We start from the raw sequence: 18,836 nt of genomic DNA on the forward strand, positions 1-18,836 counted from the left end.
CTCGCGCCACATCTCGACTTGGGTGCCCGTGCAGCCCTGTGGGAGCATGAGACGTGGCAAGGACGCCCCTATTCTGCGGCCAGCGCTATCGGCAGAGCCAGATGTTCGACCGTTTCTTCTTTCCCCTCTGCTCTGGCTTTGGGTGGTTTGATCCGAAACCACACGGCGTAGAGGGCCGGAAGGAAGAGCAGGATCATCACCGTGCCTGCCGCCGTTCCACCGATCAGGGTATAGGCCATCGATCCCCAGAACACCGAATGGGTCAAAGGTATGAAGGCCAGGATTGCCGCGAGAGCAGTCAGGATGACAGGCCGTGTGCGCTGCACAGTGGCTTCGATGACAGCATGGTAGTCGTCGAGCCCGGCCGCCTGGTTCTCCTTGATCTGCTCCGTGAGGATCAGCGTGTTTCGCATCAGGATGCCTGCGAGCCCTATCAATCCGAGAATAGCGTTGAAGCCGAATGGCTGATTGAACAGGAGCAGGGTCGGAACCACTCCGGCGAGACCAAGCGGTGCGGTCAGCATTACCATCGTCATTGTCGACAGACTGCGAACCTGCAGGATGATGACGATCAACATAGCTGCGATCATCAGTGGGAAGACCTGAACGAGTGCAACGTTGGCTTTGAGGGATTCCTCGATGTTGCCGCCCATCTCGATGCGGTATCCGACGGGAAGCGATGCGATCAGCGGCTGAAGAGCCTTCATCACCTGTTGTGAGACCTCCGGAGGCTGTGTCGCCTCGTTGATATCAGACCTGATGGTGATGACCGGCGTCCGATCGCGGCGCTTCAGGATGGGCTCCTCGAACCGAATCTCGGAATGCCCGATCTGGTCCAGCGGAATCTGGCGACCATTCCGGCTCATCAGCGAAAAGTCCGCAAGCCGTGATGGATCGAGGCGATTTTCGCCTGCGCTGCGTGCGACGACAGGTACGTTGCGGATGTTGTCGCGCACCTGTGTGACAGGGATGCCGCTCAAGAGCAACTGCATCTGCTGAGCGGCCTCCGAAGGTGAAAGACCAATCAGATTCAGCCTTTCCTGGTCTGGGACGAATCGCAGGACAGGGGTGCGGTTGCCCCAATCGCGGTTTGCCTGCCGGACATCGGGCACGGTTTTCATAATTGCCAGAGCCTGCTCGGAAATCCTGTAGAGTTCATCCTGATCAGGCCCCATGATCCGGAACTCAACCGGGAACGGCGTGTATGGACCGAATACGAGCTGGGTCACGCGCACGGAGGCCTCGGGAACAAGACCCTCCGATATGGCCGCACGAAGGCGGTGCTTCAATTCTTCGCGAGCATGGGCATCGGGCGTGAGAACGACGACCTTGGCGAAGGAAGGATCCGGCAATTCCGGAGCCATGGCAAAGAAAAACCGCGGTGCGCCCTGCCCGACATAGCTGGTGACGATATCTGTCTCAGGCTGGGTCTGTAGCCAGTCTTCCACTTTCTTGACCGCTGATGTCGTCGCCTCGATGCTCGTGCCTTCGGGCATGCGCACTTCGACCAGCACCTCAGGACGGTCCGATGTCGGGAAGAACTGCTGCTTCACGCCGCCCATCCCGACGACCGAGACGGCCATGGCGATGCCAACCACGGCGCATACCATGAATTTATGGCGGACGGCGAAGGTGATGACGGAGCGCAGGCGACGGTAGTTCGGCGTGTCATAGATGGCGTGATGGCCGCCCTCGACCGGCTTGATGTCCGGCAGCATTTTCACGCCGAGGTAGGGCGTGAAGGTGACAGCGACGATCCAGGATACGATGAGCGCGAAACCGACGACCCAGAAGATATTTCCGGCGTACTCTCCAGCCGTCGATTTTGCGAAACCCACGGGCATCAGTCCGATGATCGTGACCAGCGTGCCCGACAGCATGGGTGCCGCCGTGTGGCTCCAGGCATAGGCGGCCGCCTTGACGCGGTCCATGCCCTCTTCCATCTTCACCACCATCACCTCGATCGCGATGATGGCATCGTCCACAAGAAGGCCCAGTGCGAGGATCAACGCGCCGAGCGTGATGCGGTCGAAGAACCGTCCTGTTTCCAGCATGATGAGAAGACGACGGCCAGCGTCAGCGGCACTGCTAGCGCCACGACGATGCCGACGCGCCAGCCCAGAGCAACCAGGCTCACGAACAGAACGACACCAAGCGCCATTGCGAACTTGAGCATGAACTCGCCGACCGCCTCGTCAATGTTGACGGCCTGATCGCTGACTTTGGTGAGCGTCATGCCCAGCGGCAGTGTCTGCGCGATCGCAGCGGACCGAGCTTCAAGCGCCTTGCCGAGATCAAGGCCATTCCAGCCCGCCTGCATCACCGCGCCCAGCATGATTGTCGGCTCGCCCTCATGGCGGATGATGTAGGTTGCCGGATCCTGATAACCGCGCCGCACATCCGCCAGATCCGAAAGCTTCAGCGTCCGGCCGGCTGCAACGATCGGCGTGTCGGCAATCGCCTGCACGCTGTTGTACGCCCCGTCGAACCGGATGAAGACCTGTGGGCCACGGGTGTCGATCGAGCCGGCGGGCGTGACTGTGTTCTGTCGCTGCAAGGCTGCGGCGATGTCCAGTGCCGATATGCCGAGTGTTGCGAGTTTTGCATAGGAAAACTCGACGAAGATCTGTTCGGGTCGTTCCCCGACGATGTTGATTTTCTTGATGCCAGGAACATGCAGCAGGTCCTGCCGGATGACCTCCGCCTGCCGGACGAGATCACGCATAGGCATCCCCTTTGCCTTCAGCGCATAAAGTCCGAAGCTCACATCGGAATATTCGTCGTTGACGAACGGTCCCATAACGCCCGGGGGCAAATTTCGGGCCTCGTCGCCAAGCTTCTTGCGCGCCTGATAGAACTCCTCTTCGACAGCAGACGCCGGCGTATTGTCCTTGAGCGTGACTGTGAGGAATGCGTAGCCTGGCCGCGTCGTCGTCTCGACACGGTCGTACCACGTGAGTTCCTGGAGACGCTTCTCAAGAGGCTCGGCCACAAGGTCCTGCATTTCGCGCGCTGTGGCACCCGGCCAAACTGATGTGACCGTCAGTGTCTTGATGGTGAAGGAAGGATCCTCGGCACGTCCCAGCTTGACGAAGGCGTAGGCGCCCGCAGCTGCCAGCAGAACGATAAAAAACAGGGTAACGGCGCGTTCGCGAACGGCGATGGCGGAAAGGTTGAAGCTCATTACTTTGTCGCCTCTTGCTGCGAGGCAATCCTGACTGTCGCGCCATCTTCAAGCAGATGTGCGCCGAGCGCGACAACCTGCTGGCCAACCCCCACCCCGGTAACGAACGCCGTCTCTTCGCCGATCTGCTTCACTTCGATCGGCGTGAACGTCACGGATGAAGATGTGCTATCGACCACCCACACACCTGTCCGGCTGCCGTCATCCAGGATGGCGCCGACCGGTACGGCGACCTCAGACTGGCGGTCCGTATCCATAATTCTGATTGTCACAGTGGAGCCGAGCGGGGCGGAAGCCGCATCGCCTTCGAGAACATAACGCGCCTCGTAGGTACGGGTTTGCGGATCGGCGGAATCCGAGATCTGTCGCAGTCTGGCTTTCCCGCTGAGCCCATTACCACCATAGACGCTGGCCTGCGCCTCGGAGCCGATCTGCGGCCGCAAGGTCTCCGGAAGCCAGACAACGGCTTCACGCGGCCCGGCCTGCGCCAGTTGAACGACCGTCTGGCCCGCTGCCACGACTTGGCCAGGGTCCCCAAGCGTCTGGACGACGGTTCCATCCGCGTCTGCGAGCAACACCGTGTATGCTGCTTCGTTTTCCGCAACCTCGGCATCTGCTTCAGCCGCGGCAAGCTGTGCCGTTGCCGTATCGAGAGCCGCCTTCGCCTGTTCATAACGCTGTGGAGTGGCGGCCAAACCATTTTTCACCAGCGCCGCATAGCGCTTTTCGTCTGCTTGCACCTGGGACAGAATGGCGCGCGCTGCGGTGACGGTATTGCGCTTCGCTGTCAGCGCAAGCTGGAGATCAGTCTCGTCAATGCGCATCAGGGCCTGGCCTTGCCTGACCTGCTGTCCCACGTCCACCATCCGCTCGACGATCTTGCCCGGAACGCGAAATCCGAGATTGCTCTGTACCCGGGAAGCGACCGCGCCGGTAAACGAGCGTTCCGCTGTTCCAGTCCTCGCTGCCTCAGCCACACTGACCAGGGGTGAAACCGTCCTCGGGTCAGCAGCCTCGGCCGCCAGCTTGTCGGGTTCGGAAAACAGGAAAAAGGCGGCGGCTCCCCCGGCCGCTGCCACGAGACCGACGAAAGTCAGGACATGTTTGGGTTTCATTTCGAGTTTCTCTTCTTGACCGGCGACATGGATAATTTAGATTGCGATCTAACTCTATTTAGCTTATAGATGTCAAATGAAATCTATTCGGAGGTCGATATGAGAGTGAGCCGGGCAAAGGCCGAGGAGAACCGCGAAACGGTGATCAACGTCGCAAGCCGTCTGTTTCGTGAACATGGCTTCGATGGGATCGGGCTCAAGGATCTGATGAAGGGTGCTGGCCTTACCCAAGGTGGTTTCTACAAGCAGTTCACTTCGAAGGACGACCTTGCTGCGCTGGCGTCGAGGCGCGCAATGGAAAGTGCCACCCGAAGATGGTCAGCGGCAGCGGCGAACAGTCCGGATCCGCTTGAAGCCGTCACGGAGTTCTATCTCTCCTCGGACCACAAAGGCGAAAAAGCGGAGGGTTGCCCTCTGGTGGCGTTGGGATCGGATGCGGCTCGCCAAAGCCAAGAGGTAAGGCGCCCCTTTGAAGACGGGATCCGGGCTCACTTCGAGGTGCTGGATGAACTGATCGGCGACGGAAAGGGCTCTAGTCCCAGCAGCAAGGCGATGGCCATACTGTCACTCATGGTGGGGGCCGTTACGCTGTCACGGATCATGGAAGACGAGAATTTGTCGCAAGGGATCCTCGACGCGGCGGCCGGCGAAGTCAGACGCATTGCGCGCGTGTCGCCTGAAGGCTGAGTTGGTTCGATGATCCGGGGCGATTCTTCACCGCGGAAGGCCGTGGCGAGAGCCAAGCTCGCTCGCCCTGGCCGTCGCGTTCCATCAGGTAAAGAAGGTGGTGCGGGTGGCCGGGGTCGAACCGGCACTCCTTTCGGAACTGGATTTTGAGTCCAGCGCGTCTACCAATTTCACCACACCCGCACTTTACCGCCGATTCTGGCCCAGGCTCTCAGCAATGCTGCACCCAGCGCCATTTTTGGCGATCTTGTCACTCTACACCCCACCCCGCTAACCCTTTGAAAAAACGTCGTTTCAACCCGTCGTATTTTTCTGTGGATTGGTAGGCACACCACGTTTTGAGGCGAGCGCGTCTACCAGTTCCGCCAGTGGGGCGCGGCACTTGTGAGCCATCGCCGTTTACACGAAGCTTTCGCGGGCGGCAACGGCAAATCCGTGAGCGTGTGCGATCACTTATCCGTGCGGGTGATTTACAACGGCGCGCCGCCTGATAGAACTCGGCGCCGTTCCGCCGGCACCCCGCCGGCCTGATTGGACGATCCTGATGACGGCATTCCTCGATCTTTCCCGCAAGGCATCCGCCGGCCTCCTGACGCTCGGCATGGCGGCGACCGTCGGCGGTGCGCTCGCCTTCGAGCATATCGGCGGCTACATCCCCTGCGCGCTCTGCCTGTTGCAGCGCGATCCGTACTATTACGGCATTCCGGTCGCGGTGGCGGGGCTGCTTTCGGCCCTGTTCGGCGGTCCGGCCTGGCTGACGCGGCTGCTGCTGGCGATTGCCGGCATCATGATGCTCGTCGGTGCGGGCATGGGCGTCTACCACGCGGGTGTCGAATGGGGCTTCTGGGAAGGGCCTGCGACCTGCGCGACCACGGCGCAGGGTGTCACGCAGAATGCCGGCGACCTGCTTTCCGATCTCAACACCAAACACGGCCCCTCCTGCACGGAGGCGTCGTTCCGCCTGCTCGGCCTGTCCTTTGCCGGCTGGAACGTGATCGCGAGCCTCATCCTCGCCGCGATCGCCTTTTCTGGCGCGCGGTCCGCGAAAGCCTGAGATGCCGCAACCCTGCCGTAAAAAACGGCGTCAGGGCTGCAGTTCGACGTCCCAGTAGAGATAGTCCATCCAGCTTTCATGCAGATAGTTGGGTGGAAACAGTCGCCCGTTGTTGTGCAGATCCTGAACCGTCGGCTGGTAGGGCTTCTGATGCGGGAGCATGCCCGCCTGCTTCGGCAGCTTGCTGCCTTTTCTCAAATTGCATGGGGAGCAGGCGGCGACCACGTTGCACCAGGTCGTCTCGCCGCCATGGGCGCGCGGGATGACATGGTCAAAGGTCAGGTCGTCCGGCGACCCGCAGTACTGGCATTCGAACCTGTCGCGCAGGAACACGTTGAACCGGGTGAAGGCCGGGTGGCGTGAGGGCTGCACGTATGTCTTCAGGCACACGACGCTCGGCAGGCGCATCGTGAAGCTCGGGGAGGAAACCGAATGGTCGTATTCGGCGATGATGTTTACGCGGTCGAGAAACACAGCCTTGATCGCGTCCTGCCACGACCAGAGCGACAAGGGATAATAACTCAGTGGCCTGTAGTCAGCATTCAATACAAGGGCTGGCAGGGCCTGTGGTGAAACAGAAATCGTCAAGGGCTTCTCCTGATCGATTCGGCATCTGCCCTTCTATATTAGGCCCGTTGTTACAGCATTGTGAAGCCGGAAAGGAAAAGCGAAAACAACGTATTTCGCAAAGGTCAGCCTTCGAGCACCGGGACGGCCTCTCGGCGCATCTCGCGCGAATAATAAGCCCAGAAAAGCCGGGCCGAAACGCCGCGCCAGGGCGACCAGCTTTCGGCGATCCGGTCGAGTTCCTGCGGGCCCGGACGCACGGCAAGGCCCAGCGCATGCGCCACCGCATTTTGCAGCGCGATGTCGCCGGAGGGGAAGATATCCGGATGGCCGCCGCAGAAGAGCAGGTAGACATCCGCCGTCCAGCGGCCGATGCCCTTGATCGCGGTCAGCTTGCGGGTCGCGGCCGTCGCCTCCATGTGGCAGATCGCGTCGAGATCGAGTTCGCCGCGGTCGACGGCATCCGCCGCACGGCGCAACGTCTCGGCCTTGGCGCGCGACAGGCCGATGGTGCGGCAATCCTCGTCGGAAAGAGCGAGGATGTGATGGGGCGTGATGTCGCTCGCCGCCGCCTCCAGCCGGCGCCAGATCGCGTCAGCGCTCGCGCGCGACACCATCTGCGCCACGATGATGCCGGCAAGGCCGCGGTAGCCGGGCGCCAGGCGCCGCAGCGGCACCGGGCCGGCCTTGTCGATGACGGTGAAAAGACGTGCGTCGAGCAGCGCGAGGTCGACGAGACCCGCCGCGACATCCGCTTCCGTCCTGATCATGTGCAACTGCATTTTTTCAAGCGGCCCTGATGCCGTAGTGACGCAACACGCCTCTTCGTGCCAGAAGACCTCATGCCAAGCGCTTTGTCAAAAAATCGTGTCTTTCGTTTTGCGCCGAGCCCGAACGGTCTCCTGCATCTCGGCCATGCGCTATCAGCGATCCTCAACTACGAGCTTGCGGCCGCCTGCGGCGGGCGTTTCCTGCTGCGCATGGAAGACATCGATCCGGCCCGCTCGCGACCCGAATTCGAGGCGGCGATCTACCGCGATCTCGCCTGGCTGGGCCTCGACTGGGAAAAACCGGTGCGCCGCCAGTCGGAGCATGTCGCCTTCTATGGCGGGGCGCTGGAGCGGCTCAACGCGATGGGCGTGCTCTATCCGGGTTTCTTGAGCCGTGGCGAGGTGAAGGCGCGGGTTTTGGCACACGAGGCAGCGGGCGGCGCCTGGCCGCGTGACCCGGACGGCGCCGCGCTCTACCCGACCGAGGAACGTACGCTCGACCGGGATAAGGCTCTCGCCTGGATTGCGGCGGGGCGGCAACATGCCTGGCGGCTCGACATGGACAAGGCCCGGGCGCTGGCGCCTGCCGTGCTCGACTGGTCGGAGGCGGGGGAGGGGCCGGAAGGGGAGACCGGCATCGTGACCGCAAAGCCCGAGCGCTGGGGCGACGTCATCCTGTCGCGGCCCGATGCGCCGGCGAGCTATCACCTCGCCGTGGTGCTCGATGACGCGGCGCAGGGCATTACCGACGTGGTGCGCGGGCAGGATCTGTTTCACGCAACGGCCGTGCACCGCCTGCTGCAAAGCCTGCTCGACCTGCCGGCGCCCACCTATCGCCATCATGGGCTGGTGCCGGGGCCGGATGGGCGAAAATTGTCCAAGAGCAACCAGGATACGGGCATTGCGGCCTATCGCGAAAAGGGTATGTCACCGGCCGGCATTCGCGCCCTGCTCGCGGGCTATGGCTTCGTCTTCCATTGACGTTTCGTCTTCGGCCTGCGGTTTCTTCACGCCGCGCACCTTGTCGAGGATCAGGTGTTTCACCCGGTATTTCATCAGGGCCGCGTTGATCTCCGCGCCGAGGATGAAGATCACGCCGATGATGTAGAGGAAGACCAGCGCGATCATGATCGAGGCGAGGCCGGCATAGGTCGAGACGTAATTGGAGAAGGCTGCGATATAGGAGGCGAAGGTATAGGCGCCGACGCTCCAGGCGATCAGTGTGAGCAGGATGCCGGGCAGCACGTCGGCGATCTTGCGCCGGCCGGCCGGCAGCCAGAGATGGGCGATCAGCAGGCCGATGAGCAGCACCATCACAGTGCCGAAGAGGCCCCAGCTATCCACCCAGGAATAGAGGTAGGTCAGCCAGGGCAGCCAGTCGCCCGTGGCGCGCACCGCAAGGGGGGCGGCAACGAGCACGATGCTGATGACGGCAAGCGCCAGGACGCCGGCGATGACGAAGCCGAGGCTGGCGAGGCGCGTGACGTACCAGTAGCGCGTCTCGGCGACCCGATAGGCGCGGTTGAGCGAGACGCGCAGCGCCTCCACGCCGTTCGAGGCGAAATAGGCGGCGGCGAGCACCGAGACCGTCAGGAGCCCGCCGCGCGGGATGGTGAGCACGGCGATGACCTCGCGGGAAATGGGGGCGGCGATCGATTCGGGCCAGGTGTCGAAGATCAGGTGCACGGCGGTTTCGGCGAACTGGTCGGCGCCGAGGAAGGAGCCGAGCGCCGTGCCGAAGATCAGGAAGGGGAAGATCGCGAGCAGCGTCGACAGCGCGACATGGCTCGCCATCGCCCAGCCGTCGTCCTCGGAAAAATGCCAGATCGCGTCGAAGACGACCTTGTAGGCAAGGCGGATGACGGTTGGCATAAGCAATGTCCAGTCCCTTTGCGACCGTCGCCGGTCTCTCATTGTCTGCGCGGGCATGGCCCGTAAATCAGAATCGATTTAAGGGCTTATGCCCGGTTCAACGTTCTACGGCGACCTTTGTGCCTCCCGCATGACAGACAGAGGTTGCTGGAATGGTGAATATGGGAAACCCGGGCAGATTTGTACAGGAAACCGCCATGTCTTCTCCAACAGCGATCCAACTGCCGAGCATCATCGTCACCGGCTGCTCCTCCGGCATCGGCGCCCATTGCGCCCGCGCGCTGAAGGCGGAGGGCTGGCGCGTCTTCGCGACGGTGCGGCGCGAGGAGGATCTCGCGAGCCTCGAAGCCGACGGCATCGAGGCGCTGCTGATGGACTATACGAAGCCGGAGACGATCGCATCCCTCGTCGAGACGGTGCTGGCGCGCACCGGCGGGCGGCTCGATGCGCTGTTCAACAATGGTGCCTACGGGCAGGCCGGTGCGGTGGAGGACCTGCCGGTCGAGGCGTTGCGCCTGCAATTCGAGACGAACGTCTTTGGCTGGCACGACCTGACGCGGCGGGTGATCCCCACCATGCGCAAACAGGGGTTCGGGCGCATCGTGCAGTGCTCGTCGATCCTCGGCATCGTGCCCTATCGCTGGCGCGGCGCCTACAATGCCTCGAAATTCGCGCTCGAAGCCCTGTCGTTGACGCTGCGCATGGAGCTTGCCGGCTCCGGCGTGCATGTCAGTCTCATCGAGCCGGGGCCGATCGCCTCGCGCTTCACCGCCAATGCGCTGACCCATATCGAGCGCAACATCGATCTGGAAAACTCGGTGCATGCGGAGGAATACCGACGGCAGCTCCAGCGGCTGCGCGGCGAGGCCAAGCCCGCGCGCGGAAAACTCGGGCCGGAGGCTGTGCATGCCGTGCTGCGCCACGCGCTGACGGCCAAGGCGCCGCGGCCGCACTATATCGTGACCACGCCGGCCAGGCAGGGAGCACTTCTGAAGAAGCTGCTGCCGGCGGCGCTTTTCTACCGCATCATCGGCAAACTCGGCTGACGCGGCGCGGCGTCGCAGGCATTCGTCGTCAAATCGCGTGCTATTTCGCCCAAATGCCCTATTTGAATAGGGCTGACAGAAATCAAATCGGATCGTTGGCATGTCTTCCTTTCTCACCTTCATGACCCTGCTCGTCATGGGCCTCGTGGTCATCGTGCTCGTGCGCGGTCTTGCCAACATGGCCAAGGGCGGCAACGGCAATACCTCGAACAAGCTGATGCAGGCGCGCGTGCTCTTGCAGGCGATCGCCATCGTCCTCATCATGTTGACGCTCTGGATCACGGGCGGCGGGCGCGGATGATGGTGAAGCTCAACAAGATTTACACACGCACCGGCGACGATGGCACGACCGGTCTCGTGGCCGGCCCGCGCCGCAAGAAACACGACCTGCGCGTCGAATCCTATGGCGAGGTCGACGAGGCGAATTCCTGCATCGGCCTCGTTCGCCAGCACCTTGCGGATCATCCCCAGTTGGATGCGATGCTGATGCGCATCCAGAACGATCTTTTCGATCTCGGCGCCGACCTCGCCACGCCCGATACCGGCAAGACGCTCGAATATGAGCCGCTGCGCATCGTGCAGGCGCAGGTCGACCGGCTGGAGAGCGAAATCGACACGCTCAATGCCGATCTCCAGCCGCTGCGCTCCTTCGTGCTGCCGGGCGGAACGGCGGCGGCGGCCGCACTCCATGTGGCGCGCACCGTCGCGCGCCGGGCGGAGCGGCGGGTCGTGGCGCTTCAGGATAGCGGGGAAACCGTCTCGGCCGCAGCCGTCGCCTATATCAACCGGCTGTCCGATTTCCTCTTCGTCGCCGCCCGCTGGGTCAACGACAAGGGCAACACGGACATATTGTGGGTTCCGGGGCAGAACAGATAAGCTTGTTTGCAGCTATTCCTTTGGGGGAAGGGGATCCATGTTCATACCGCTGCACGACGCCAACGCCCTGAAATACATCAAGGTGCAATATGTCACGATCAGCCTGATCGTGATCAATGTCGTCGTCTGGCTGGTGACGGGCCTCGCCTCGACGCAGGAATTCAACGACGCGGCGGTGGTCGGGCTCGGTTACATTCCCGCGGTCGTCTTCGATTTCGCTGACCTGGAGCCGAGCCTCGTGCTGGTGCCGGAGGATGCGACCTACATCACCTACGCCTTCCTGCACGGCGATTTCATGCATCTCGCCTCGAACATGATTTTCCTCTGGGTGTTCGGCGACAATGTCGAGGATGCGCTCGGCCACATCCGCTTCCTCATCTTCTACCTGCTGTGCGCGGCGGCCGGCGCGCTGGTGCACGGCCTCGTGCAGATGAATTCGGAGGCGCCGCTGATCGGCGCCTCGGGCGCGATTTCCGGCGTGGTGGCGGCCTATTTCCTGCTGCATCCGAAGGTGCGCGTCTGGGTCCTGGTGTTCTTCCGTATTCCCCTGCCGCTGCCGGCGGTCATTCCGCTCGCCTTCTGGATCGCCCAGCAATTCTACATGCTGGTGGTCGATGGCGACAGCGGCGTCTCCTGGGGCGCCCATGTCGGCGGCATTCTTGCAGGCGCGATCCTCGTCCTCATCATGCGCCGGCGCGGGGTGCCGCTGTTCGACCGCACGATCGTCACGCCGAAGGCCGTCAAGCATGTCGAGGCGACGCCGGTTGCGACCGAGGAGACCGCGTCCCGCCCCTCCGTGCCGCCGACTCATTGGGGGCGGTGATGGTCTTTCGCAGGGAAAATTGACGTGAACGTAAGGGTAATTTATAACGCTTGCGTTTTCGCGCGAGGAGGGTCCGTGGCGCATTGTATTTGGGGAAAAAACGCGTATCGATGTCGCCAACCGACAATCAGGGCGCCTTTGAAAGGCGCATTTTCCCTCGCGGGCATATGAAGGAAGGAAGCCATGAAGATCTTGGTCCCTGTAAAGCGGGTCGTTGATTACAACGTCAAAATTCGCGTGAAGGCGGATGGCTCGGGTGTCGAGCTTGCCAACGTAAAAATGTCGATGAACCCGTTCGACGAGATTTCCGTCGAGGAGGCGCTCAGGCTGAAGGAAGCCGGCAAGGCGTCGGAAGTGGTCGTCGTGTCGATCGGTCCGGCGAAGGCCGAAGAGACGTTGCGCACCGCGCTCGCCATGGGCGCCGACCGCGCCGTGCTGGTCGAGACGGAGGATGCCGTCGAGCCGCTCGCCGTGGCGAAGATCCTCAAGGGTGTCGCAGAAGCCGAACAGCCAGGCCTGATCATCGTCGGCAAGCAGGCGATCGACGACGACAGCAACCAGACCGGCCAGATGCTGTCGGCCCTGCTCGGCTGGGCCCAGGCGACGTTTGCCTCGAAGGTCGAGATCGGTGACGGTTCCGCCCAGGTCACCCGCGAAGTCGACGGCGGTCTCCAGACCATCGACGTCAAGCTTCCGGCCGTGGTCACGACGGACCTGCGCCTCAACGAGCCGCGTTATGCCTCGCTGCCCAACATCATGAAGGCGAAGAAGAAGCCGCTTGACAAGAAGACGCCGTCCGACTTCGGCGTCGACACGAGCCCGCGGCTGAAGGTGCTGAAGACCGAAGAACCGTCCGGCCGCAAGGCAGGCGTCAAGGTCAAGAGCGTCGCCGAACTCGTCGACAAGCTGAAAAACGAAGCCGGCGTGCTGTAAGGGAGAACACAGATATGGCCATTCTTCTTCTGGCAGATCACGACAATGCCCACCTTTCCGACCAGACGGCGAAGGCGCTGACGGCGGCATCGAAAATCGGTTCCGACGTGCATGTGCTCGTCGCCGGTGCCGGTACCAAGGCAGCAGCCGAACAGGCTGCAAAGCTTTCCGGCGTGACGAAGGTCCTCGTCGCCGAGGATGCGACCCTTGCCAACAACCTGGCGGAACCGCTGGCAGCGCTCATCGTCTCGCTGGCCGGCAGCTATGAGGCGATCGTCTCCGCCGCGACCTCCGTCGGCAAGAACGTTCTGCCGCGCGTGGCAGCGCTGCTCGATGTCGCCCAGGTCTCGGAGATCATCGAGGTCGTCTCCGCCGACACGTTCAAGCGGCCGATCTATGCGGGCAATGCCATCCAGACGGTACAGTCCTCCGATGCCAAGAAAGTGATCACGGTGCGCACGGCGTCCTTTGCCGCAGCAGCCGAAGGCGGCAGCGCTGCCATCGAGAGCGTCTCGGCGGCTGCGAATCCCGGCCTGTCGACCCACGTCAAGGACGCGCTGTCCTCATCGGATCGTCCGGAGCTGACCTCGGCCAAGATCATCATCTCGGGCGGGCGTGCGCTTGGTTCGTCGGAAAAGTTCCAGGAGGTCATTCTCCCGGTTGCGGACAAGCTCGGTGCGGCGGTTGGCGCATCGCGTGCGGCCGTCGATGCGGGCTATGCGCCGAACGACTGGCAGGTGGGGCAGACGGGCAAGGTTGTTGCGCCGCAGCTCTACATCGCCTGCGGCATATCGGGTGCGATCCAGCACCTCGCCGGCATGAAGGATTCGAAGGTGATCGTGGCGATCAACAAGGACGAAGAAGCGCCGATCTTCCAGGTTGCCGACTATGGCCTCGTCGCCGATCTCTTCGAGGCGTTGCCGGAACTTCAGAAGGCGCTCTGAGCCGGCAAGGGCCCGGCTTTGCGACGATGATTTCACTGGAAAAATACGTCGCGTCCCTTTATCACTTCACCGGGCCGGTTCGACCGGCCCGGTGTTTTTTTGCCTGCGCATAGAGGCGCAGACCGAGTGACGAGGCGATTGGCGCTATGATCAAGAACGTGGGTATTGTCGGTGCGGGCCAGATGGGGTGCGGTATCGCGCATGTCTCGGCCATGGCCGGATACAAGGTCCATATCTACGACCTGTCGCCCGAGCGCATCGAGGCCGGGCTCGCCACGATCAACGGCAACCTCGCCCGCCAGGTTTCTTCCGGCAAGATGGCCGACGAGGAGCGCAAGAAGGCGCTCGCGCTGATCAAGGGTTCCTCCGACATCAACGATCTCTCCGATGCCGACCTCGTCATCGAGGCGGCGACCGAGGACGAGACCGTCAAGCGCAAGATCTACGGCCTGGTCTGTTCCGTGCTCAAGCCGGAAGCCATGCTCGCGACCAACACGTCCTCGCTGTCGATCACCCGCCTTGCGTCCGCCACCGACCGGCCGGAGCGTTTCATGGGCATCCACTTCATGAACCCGGTTCCGGTCATGAAGCTCGTGGAGCTCGTGCGCGGCATCGCAACCGGGGAAGAGACCTTTTCGGCCGCCAAGGAATTCGTCACGAAGCTCGACAAGACGATCACCGTCGCCGAGGATTTCCCGGCCTTCATCGTCAACCGCATCCTGCTGCCGATGATCAACGAGGCGATCTACACGCTCTATGAAGGCGTCGGCTCGGTCGAGGCCATCGACACGGCGATGCGGCTCGGCGCCAACCATCCGATGGGGCCGCTCCAGCTTGCCGATTTCATCGGCCTCGACACCTGCCTTTCCATCATGCAGGTGCTGCATGACGGGCTCGCCGACTCGAAATATCGCCCGTGCCCGCTGCTCGTGAAATATGTCGAGGCCGGCTGGCTCGGCCGCAAGTCCGGCCGCGGTTTCTACGACTACCGCGGCGAAGTCCCGATCCCGACGCGCTGAGCGGCGGAGATTCCGCCAAGCCTGCCTTTCAGGGAAAAATGTTTCGCCAGCCGCCCCCGCGGCGACAGGCCCATGTCTCGGATCGCCATCGGCGGGTCGCTATTGTCTGCCCGAATTCAATTTCACATTCGGGGTTTTCCAGATGAAACGTTTGCTCCTTCTCGGCGTGGCTCTCCTCGGCCTCGCCGCGCCTTTCTCCGCGCAGGCGGCCGACAAGCTGCTCAACGCCTCCTATGACGTGGCACGCGAGCTTTTCGAGGCCGAGAATGCGGCCTTCATCAAGGAGCATCCGGGCGTCACCATCGACCAGTCGCATGGCGGCACCTCCAAGCAGGCGCGCGCCATCGTCGAAGGCCTCGAGGCCGACGTGGTGACCTTCAACCAGGTGACGGACATCGACTTCCTCGTGAAGAACGGTTTCGTCGCGGAAGGCTGGCAGGCAAAATTCCCGAACAATGCCTCGCCCTTCTACTCCTTCCCGTCCTTCCTGGTTCGCGCCGGCAACCCGAAGAACATCAAGGACTGGTCTGACCTCGCCCGTGACGACGTGAAGGTCATCTTCCCGAACCCGAAGACCTCGGGCAACGCGCGCTATACCTATCTCGCCGCGACCGCCTATGCCAAGGAAGCCTTCAACAACGATCCGGCCAAGGTCGAGGAATTCATCACCAAGATCTTCGACAACGTTCCGGTCTTCGACACGGGCGGCCGTGCGGCGACGACGACCTTCGTCGAGCGCGAGATCGGCGACGTGATCGTGACCTTCGAGGCCGAGACCAAGGGTATTGCCAAGCAGTATGGCGAGGACAAGTTCCAGAGCGTCGTGCCGTCCGTGTCTCTGCTGTCCGAATTCCCGGTCGCCATCGTCGACAAGGTGGCGGATGCCAAGGGCAGCCGTGATCTCGCAAAGAGCTATCTCGACTTCCTCTATTCGCCGGAAGGCCAGAAGATCGCCGCCGAATTCGGCCACCGCGTGCATGACGAAAAGGTCGCCGCCGAATTCAAGGACCAGTTCCCGGAAATCCGCCTCGTGAATGTCGACGACGTTTTCGGCGGCTGGAAGAAGATTTCCGAAGAGCATTTCGCCGAAGGCGGCACGCTGGACAAGATCTACGGCAGCCGCTGATCGTCCAAAGCCATTGTTTTTCCGGCAACCGGCGGGCATAGAGCCCGCCGGTTGTTGTTATGAGAAAGGACGCGCGTTTTGAGACGGCGTGTACTGCCCGGATTGCCGCTCGCGCTCGGCATCACCCTCGTCTATGTCGGCATCATCGTCGTGCTGCCGCTGGCCGCGCTCGTCTTCAAGGCGGCGAGCCTCGGGCCGGAGGATTATTGGCGCATCATCTCTTCTGATCGTGCCTTCGCCAGCTACCGGGTGACCGTGCTCTGCGCGCTGGCCGCGACGGCGTTCAACCTGTTCTTCGGCCTGTCGCTCGCCTGGGTGCTGGTGCGCTACCGCTTCCCCGGCCGCCGCCTCGTTGATGCGCTGGTCGACCTGCCCTTCGCACTGCCGACGGCGGTTGCCGGCATTGCGCTCACCACGCTGTTTGCCACGAACGGCTGGTTCGGCGGGCCGCTGTCGCTGCTCGGCATCAAGGTCGCCTATACGCCGCTCGGCATCATCGTCGCGATGAGTTTTACCAGCATCCCCTTCATCGTGCGCACGGTGCAGCCGGTGCTGGAGGAACTGGACCCGGCGCTGGAAGAAGCGGGGCAGACGCTGGGTGCCGGCGATCTCTCGATCTTCGTCAGCGTCATCCTGCCGCTCTTGACGCCGGCATTGCTGGCCGGCGTGTCGCTCTCCTTCGCCCGCAGCCTCGGCGAGTTCGGCGCCATCATCTTCATCGCCGGCAACCAGCCGTTTTCGACGGAGATCACCGCATTGCTCGCCTTCATCCGGCTGGAGGAATATGACTATCCGGCCTCGGCCGCGATCGCTTCCGTCATGCTGCTGACGGCCTTCGTCATGCTGGCGATCACCAACATGATGCAGGCCCGCGCCCTGCGCTACACGGCGAGGGGTTGACGATGGCGCATCACGGAAAGGGCAAGCCGCCCCGCGTCGGCGACAACAAGGTCTTCCGCCGTTCGCTGCTCGGCATCGTGCTCGTACTCGTCGCGCTGATGATCGTCGCACCGCTCGTCGTCATCGCCGTCGAGGCCTTTTCCAAGGGCGCCGTTTATTTTGCCCAGTCGATTGCCGCTCCGGATACGCGCCACGCCATCCTGCTGACGGTCATCACGGCGCTCATCGCCGTGCCGATCAACACGGCCTTTGGCGTGGCGGCCGCCTGGGCGATCACCAAACACGATTTCCGCGGCAAGCGGCTGCTCACCGTCATCATCGAGCTGCCCTTCTCGGTCTCGCCCATCGTCGCAGGCGTCTCCTATCTCTTCGTCTATGGCTTGCAGGGTCTGTTCGGTCCGACGCTGCAATCGATGGAGGTAAAGATCCTGTTCGCGCTGCCGGGCATCGTGCTTGCCAGTATGTTCGTGACGGCGCCCTTCGTGGCGCGCGAACTGATCCCGCTGATGCAGGCGCAGGGCCGTGATCTCGAAGAGGCGGCGACGTCGCTGGGCGCCAGCGGCTGGCGCACCTTCGTTTCCGTGACGCTGCCCAATATCAAATGGGCGCTGCTCTACGGCGTCGTGCTGTGCAATTCGCGCGTCATGGGCGAGTTCGGTGCGGTCTCCGTCGTCTCGGGCAATATCCGCGGCCAGACCAACACGCTGCCGCTGCATATCGAGCTGCTCTATCACGATTACAACGCGGCCGGCTCCTTTGCCGCCGCATCCATTCTCGCCTGCCTCGCCATCGTAACGCTCGTCGTCAAGGTGGCGCTCGAGCGGCAGGGCGCGGGCCGCGTGCAGCGCCCGGCGACGCTTGCCGGCGCCGACAGCATCATTCCGGAGGTCAAGCCATGAAGATCCGCCTCGACAATGTGGTCAAGACGTTCGAGACCTTTCGGGCCGTGCACGGCGTTTCGCTCGATATCGAGAGCGGCGAGCTGGTCGCGCTGCTCGGCCCTTCCGGCTCGGGCAAGACGACGATCCTGCGCATGGTCGCGGGCCTCGAATATGCCGATGGCGGCGCGATCTATTTCGGCGATGAGAACGCCACCGACATTCCCGTGCGCGAGCGCGGCGTCGGCTTCGTCTTCCAGCACTATGCGCTGTTCCCGCACATGACGGTCGGCGAAAACATCGCCTTCGGCATGAAGGTCTCCAAGGTGAAGCGCTCGCCGCAGGCCATTGTCGAACGCGTGCAGGAACTGCTCGACCTCGTGCAGCTAGGCGGCCTGAAGGATCGCTTCCCCGGGCAGATTTCCGGCGGCCAGCGCCAGCGCGTGGCGCTTGCCCGCGCTCTTGCCGTCGATCCGCGCGTCCTGCTGCTCGACGAGCCTTTTGGCGCGCTCGATGCCAATGTGCGGCGGGATCTGCGCCGCTGGCTGCGCAAGATTCACGACGAGCTTGGCATCACGACGATCTTCGTTACCCACGACCAGGAGGAGGCGCTCGACCTTGCCGATCGCGTCGTCATCCTCAACAAGGGGAAGATCGTGCAGGAGGGCACGCCGGAGGCCGTCTGCCGCAGCCCGGCCAATGCCTTCGTGATGAATTTTCTGGGCGATGCCAACCGGCTCGACGCGGAAATCCGCGGCGGCAAGGCCTATGTCGCGGACGTGGCCTTCGAGGCGGGCGACATCGCTGACGGCAGCGGCGAGATCCTGTTCCGTCCGGCGGACGTCACCTGGCGGGAGGACGGGCACGGCATTGCCGCCAAGATCCTGCGCGTCATCGACCGTCCGGATTCCCGCCGCGTGCTGGCGATGACGGTCAACGGCCAGCCGGTCGAGTTCGACACGGCGCCGGAATTCGCGCACCGCAAGGGCGAACAGGGTTTCATCGATATCCGCCGGCCGCGCGTCTACGCGGCGGCGTGAGT

General features: G+C 62.8%; 18 protein-coding genes, 1 tRNA gene and 1 pseudogene. 14 read left to right on the forward strand and 6 right to left on the reverse strand.

What is annotated here, in order from left to right; all coding sequences use genetic code 11:
- Positions 1-68: 68 nt before the first annotated feature.
- Together VGN93_RS15075 and VGN93_RS15080 are read right to left on the reverse strand one after the other, a co-directional pair.
- Positions 69-3,184, reverse strand: a pseudogene (locus VGN93_RS15075) (efflux RND transporter permease subunit).
- Entirely contained in the window at positions 3,184-4,299 is a 1,116-nt protein-coding gene (locus tag VGN93_RS15080) for an efflux RND transporter periplasmic adaptor subunit (RefSeq protein WP_327508090.1), read from the reverse strand. The pseudogene VGN93_RS15075 and the gene VGN93_RS15080 overlap by 1 nt, the downstream one beginning before the upstream one ends.
- Positions 4,300-4,398: 99 nt before the next feature.
- Between VGN93_RS15080 and VGN93_RS15085 the strand changes: the two genes are divergently transcribed.
- Entirely contained in the window at positions 4,399-4,986 is a 588-nt protein-coding gene (locus tag VGN93_RS15085; protein ID WP_327508091.1) for a TetR/AcrR family transcriptional regulator, read from the forward strand.
- A 98-nt stretch (positions 4,987-5,084) separates the two neighbouring features.
- Here VGN93_RS15085 and VGN93_RS15090 read toward each other — a convergent pair.
- Positions 5,085-5,169: transfer RNA gene (locus VGN93_RS15090), tRNA-Leu, on the reverse strand.
- A 361-nt stretch (positions 5,170-5,530) separates the two neighbouring features.
- Between VGN93_RS15090 and VGN93_RS15095 the strand changes: the two genes are divergently transcribed.
- The gene (locus VGN93_RS15095) at positions 5,531-6,040 is read left to right on the forward strand and encodes a disulfide bond formation protein B (protein WP_327508092.1); all 510 of its coding nucleotides are present in this window, start codon (positions 5,531-5,533) and stop codon (positions 6,038-6,040) included.
- A 30-nt stretch (positions 6,041-6,070) separates the two neighbouring features.
- Here VGN93_RS15095 and VGN93_RS15100 read toward each other — a convergent pair whose 3' ends face one another.
- Complete coding sequence (locus VGN93_RS15100; protein ID WP_256119377.1) at positions 6,071-6,628, reverse strand: HNH endonuclease; 558 nt, start codon at positions 6,626-6,628, stop codon at positions 6,071-6,073.
- A 104-nt stretch (positions 6,629-6,732) separates the two neighbouring features.
- The gene (locus VGN93_RS15105; RefSeq protein WP_327508093.1) at positions 6,733-7,383 is read right to left on the reverse strand and encodes a DNA-3-methyladenine glycosylase; all 651 of its coding nucleotides are present in this window, start codon (positions 7,381-7,383) and stop codon (positions 6,733-6,735) included.
- 66 nt (positions 7,384-7,449) lie between these two features.
- Between VGN93_RS15105 and gluQRS the strand changes: the two genes are divergently transcribed.
- Complete coding sequence (gluQRS, locus tag VGN93_RS15110; RefSeq protein ID WP_327508094.1) at positions 7,450-8,358, forward strand: tRNA glutamyl-Q(34) synthetase GluQRS; 909 nt, start codon at positions 7,450-7,452, stop codon at positions 8,356-8,358.
- On the opposite strand, the gene VGN93_RS15115 is transcribed toward gluQRS, so the two are convergent.
- Positions 8,305-9,249 (reverse strand): YihY/virulence factor BrkB family protein, encoded by a 945-nt coding sequence (locus VGN93_RS15115; RefSeq protein WP_319315917.1) that lies wholly within the window; start codon positions 9,247-9,249, stop codon positions 8,305-8,307. The two genes, gluQRS and VGN93_RS15115, sit on opposite strands and share 54 nt — an antisense overlap.
- Positions 9,250-9,446: 197 nt before the next feature.
- On the opposite strand from VGN93_RS15115, the gene VGN93_RS15120 reads away from it, so the two are divergent.
- The 11 genes from VGN93_RS15120 (at position 9,447) to VGN93_RS15170 (ending at position 18,834) form a co-directional block, all read left to right on the forward strand.
- Positions 9,447-10,295: an SDR family oxidoreductase gene (locus VGN93_RS15120; protein ID WP_327508095.1), complete on the forward strand. Its 849-nt coding sequence runs from the start codon at positions 9,447-9,449 to the stop codon at positions 10,293-10,295.
- 100 nt (positions 10,296-10,395) lie between these two features.
- The gene (locus tag VGN93_RS15125) at positions 10,396-10,596 is read left to right on the forward strand and encodes a twin transmembrane helix small protein (protein WP_256119372.1); all 201 of its coding nucleotides are present in this window, start codon (positions 10,396-10,398) and stop codon (positions 10,594-10,596) included.
- Entirely contained in the window at positions 10,596-11,171 is a 576-nt protein-coding gene (locus tag VGN93_RS15130) for a cob(I)yrinic acid a,c-diamide adenosyltransferase (protein ID WP_327508138.1), read from the forward strand. The genes VGN93_RS15125 and VGN93_RS15130 overlap by 1 nt, the downstream gene beginning before the upstream one ends.
- A 37-nt stretch (positions 11,172-11,208) precedes the next feature.
- Positions 11,209-11,994: a rhomboid family intramembrane serine protease gene (locus tag VGN93_RS15135; RefSeq protein WP_327508096.1), complete on the forward strand. Its 786-nt coding sequence runs from the start codon at positions 11,209-11,211 to the stop codon at positions 11,992-11,994.
- A 183-nt stretch (positions 11,995-12,177) separates the two neighbouring features.
- On the forward strand, positions 12,178-12,927 hold the full coding sequence (locus tag VGN93_RS15140; RefSeq protein ID WP_327508097.1) for an electron transfer flavoprotein subunit beta/FixA family protein: 750 nt from the start codon (positions 12,178-12,180) through the stop codon (positions 12,925-12,927).
- 14 nt (positions 12,928-12,941) lie between these two features.
- Entirely contained in the window at positions 12,942-13,871 is a 930-nt protein-coding gene (locus VGN93_RS15145) for an electron transfer flavoprotein subunit alpha/FixB family protein (protein ID WP_327508098.1), read from the forward strand.
- A 146-nt stretch (positions 13,872-14,017) separates the two neighbouring features.
- The gene (locus tag VGN93_RS15150) at positions 14,018-14,890 is read left to right on the forward strand and encodes a 3-hydroxybutyryl-CoA dehydrogenase (protein WP_327508099.1); all 873 of its coding nucleotides are present in this window, start codon (positions 14,018-14,020) and stop codon (positions 14,888-14,890) included.
- Between the two features lie 142 nt (positions 14,891-15,032).
- The gene (locus tag VGN93_RS15155; protein WP_327508100.1) at positions 15,033-16,016 is read left to right on the forward strand and encodes a sulfate ABC transporter substrate-binding protein; all 984 of its coding nucleotides are present in this window, start codon (positions 15,033-15,035) and stop codon (positions 16,014-16,016) included.
- A 78-nt stretch (positions 16,017-16,094) separates the two neighbouring features.
- Positions 16,095-16,916 (forward strand): sulfate ABC transporter permease subunit CysT, encoded by an 822-nt coding sequence (cysT, locus tag VGN93_RS15160; protein WP_327508101.1) that lies wholly within the window; start codon positions 16,095-16,097, stop codon positions 16,914-16,916.
- 2 nt (positions 16,917-16,918) lie between these two features.
- Positions 16,919-17,815 carry a sulfate ABC transporter permease subunit CysW gene (gene cysW, locus VGN93_RS15165; protein ID WP_327508102.1) on the forward strand — a complete coding sequence of 299 codons (897 nt, stop codon included), beginning with the start codon at positions 16,919-16,921 and terminating at the stop codon, positions 17,813-17,815.
- The gene (locus VGN93_RS15170; protein ID WP_327508103.1) at positions 17,812-18,834 is read left to right on the forward strand and encodes a sulfate/molybdate ABC transporter ATP-binding protein; all 1,023 of its coding nucleotides are present in this window, start codon (positions 17,812-17,814) and stop codon (positions 18,832-18,834) included. The genes cysW and VGN93_RS15170 overlap by 4 nt, the downstream gene beginning before the upstream one ends.
- Positions 18,835-18,836 lie beyond the last annotated feature (2 nt).

This window comes from Shinella sp., assembly GCF_035998705.1.
Lineage (GTDB): Bacteria > Pseudomonadota > Alphaproteobacteria > Rhizobiales > Rhizobiaceae > Shinella.

Bases quoted from the DNA above. Each gene is read 5' to 3' on its own strand.
- VGN93_RS15080 (WP_327508090.1), bottom strand. From the start codon at position 4,299: ATGAAACCCAAACATGTCCTGACTTTCGTCGGTCTCGTGGCAGCGGCC.
- VGN93_RS15085 (WP_327508091.1), top strand. From the start codon at position 4,399: ATGAGAGTGAGCCGGGCAAAGGCCGAGGAGAACCGCGAAACGGTGATC.
- VGN93_RS15095 (WP_327508092.1), top strand. From the start codon at position 5,531: ATGACGGCATTCCTCGATCTTTCCCGCAAGGCATCCGCCGGCCTCCTG.
- gluQRS (WP_327508094.1), top strand. From the start codon at position 7,450: ATGCCAAGCGCTTTGTCAAAAAATCGTGTCTTTCGTTTTGCGCCGAGC.
- VGN93_RS15115 (WP_319315917.1), bottom strand. From the start codon at position 9,249: ATGCCAACCGTCATCCGCCTTGCCTACAAGGTCGTCTTCGACGCGATC.
- VGN93_RS15120 (WP_327508095.1), top strand. From the start codon at position 9,447: ATGTCTTCTCCAACAGCGATCCAACTGCCGAGCATCATCGTCACCGGC.
- VGN93_RS15125 (WP_256119372.1), top strand. From the start codon at position 10,396: ATGTCTTCCTTTCTCACCTTCATGACCCTGCTCGTCATGGGCCTCGTG.
- VGN93_RS15130 (WP_327508138.1), top strand. From the start codon at position 10,596: ATGGTGAAGCTCAACAAGATTTACACACGCACCGGCGACGATGGCACG.
- VGN93_RS15135 (WP_327508096.1), top strand. From the start codon at position 11,209: ATGTTCATACCGCTGCACGACGCCAACGCCCTGAAATACATCAAGGTG.
- VGN93_RS15140 (WP_327508097.1), top strand. From the start codon at position 12,178: ATGAAGATCTTGGTCCCTGTAAAGCGGGTCGTTGATTACAACGTCAAA.
- VGN93_RS15145 (WP_327508098.1), top strand. From the start codon at position 12,942: ATGGCCATTCTTCTTCTGGCAGATCACGACAATGCCCACCTTTCCGAC.
- VGN93_RS15150 (WP_327508099.1), top strand. From the start codon at position 14,018: ATGATCAAGAACGTGGGTATTGTCGGTGCGGGCCAGATGGGGTGCGGT.
- VGN93_RS15155 (WP_327508100.1), top strand. From the start codon at position 15,033: ATGAAACGTTTGCTCCTTCTCGGCGTGGCTCTCCTCGGCCTCGCCGCG.
- cysW (WP_327508102.1), top strand. From the start codon at position 16,919: ATGGCGCATCACGGAAAGGGCAAGCCGCCCCGCGTCGGCGACAACAAG.
- VGN93_RS15170 (WP_327508103.1), top strand. From the start codon at position 17,812: ATGAAGATCCGCCTCGACAATGTGGTCAAGACGTTCGAGACCTTTCGG.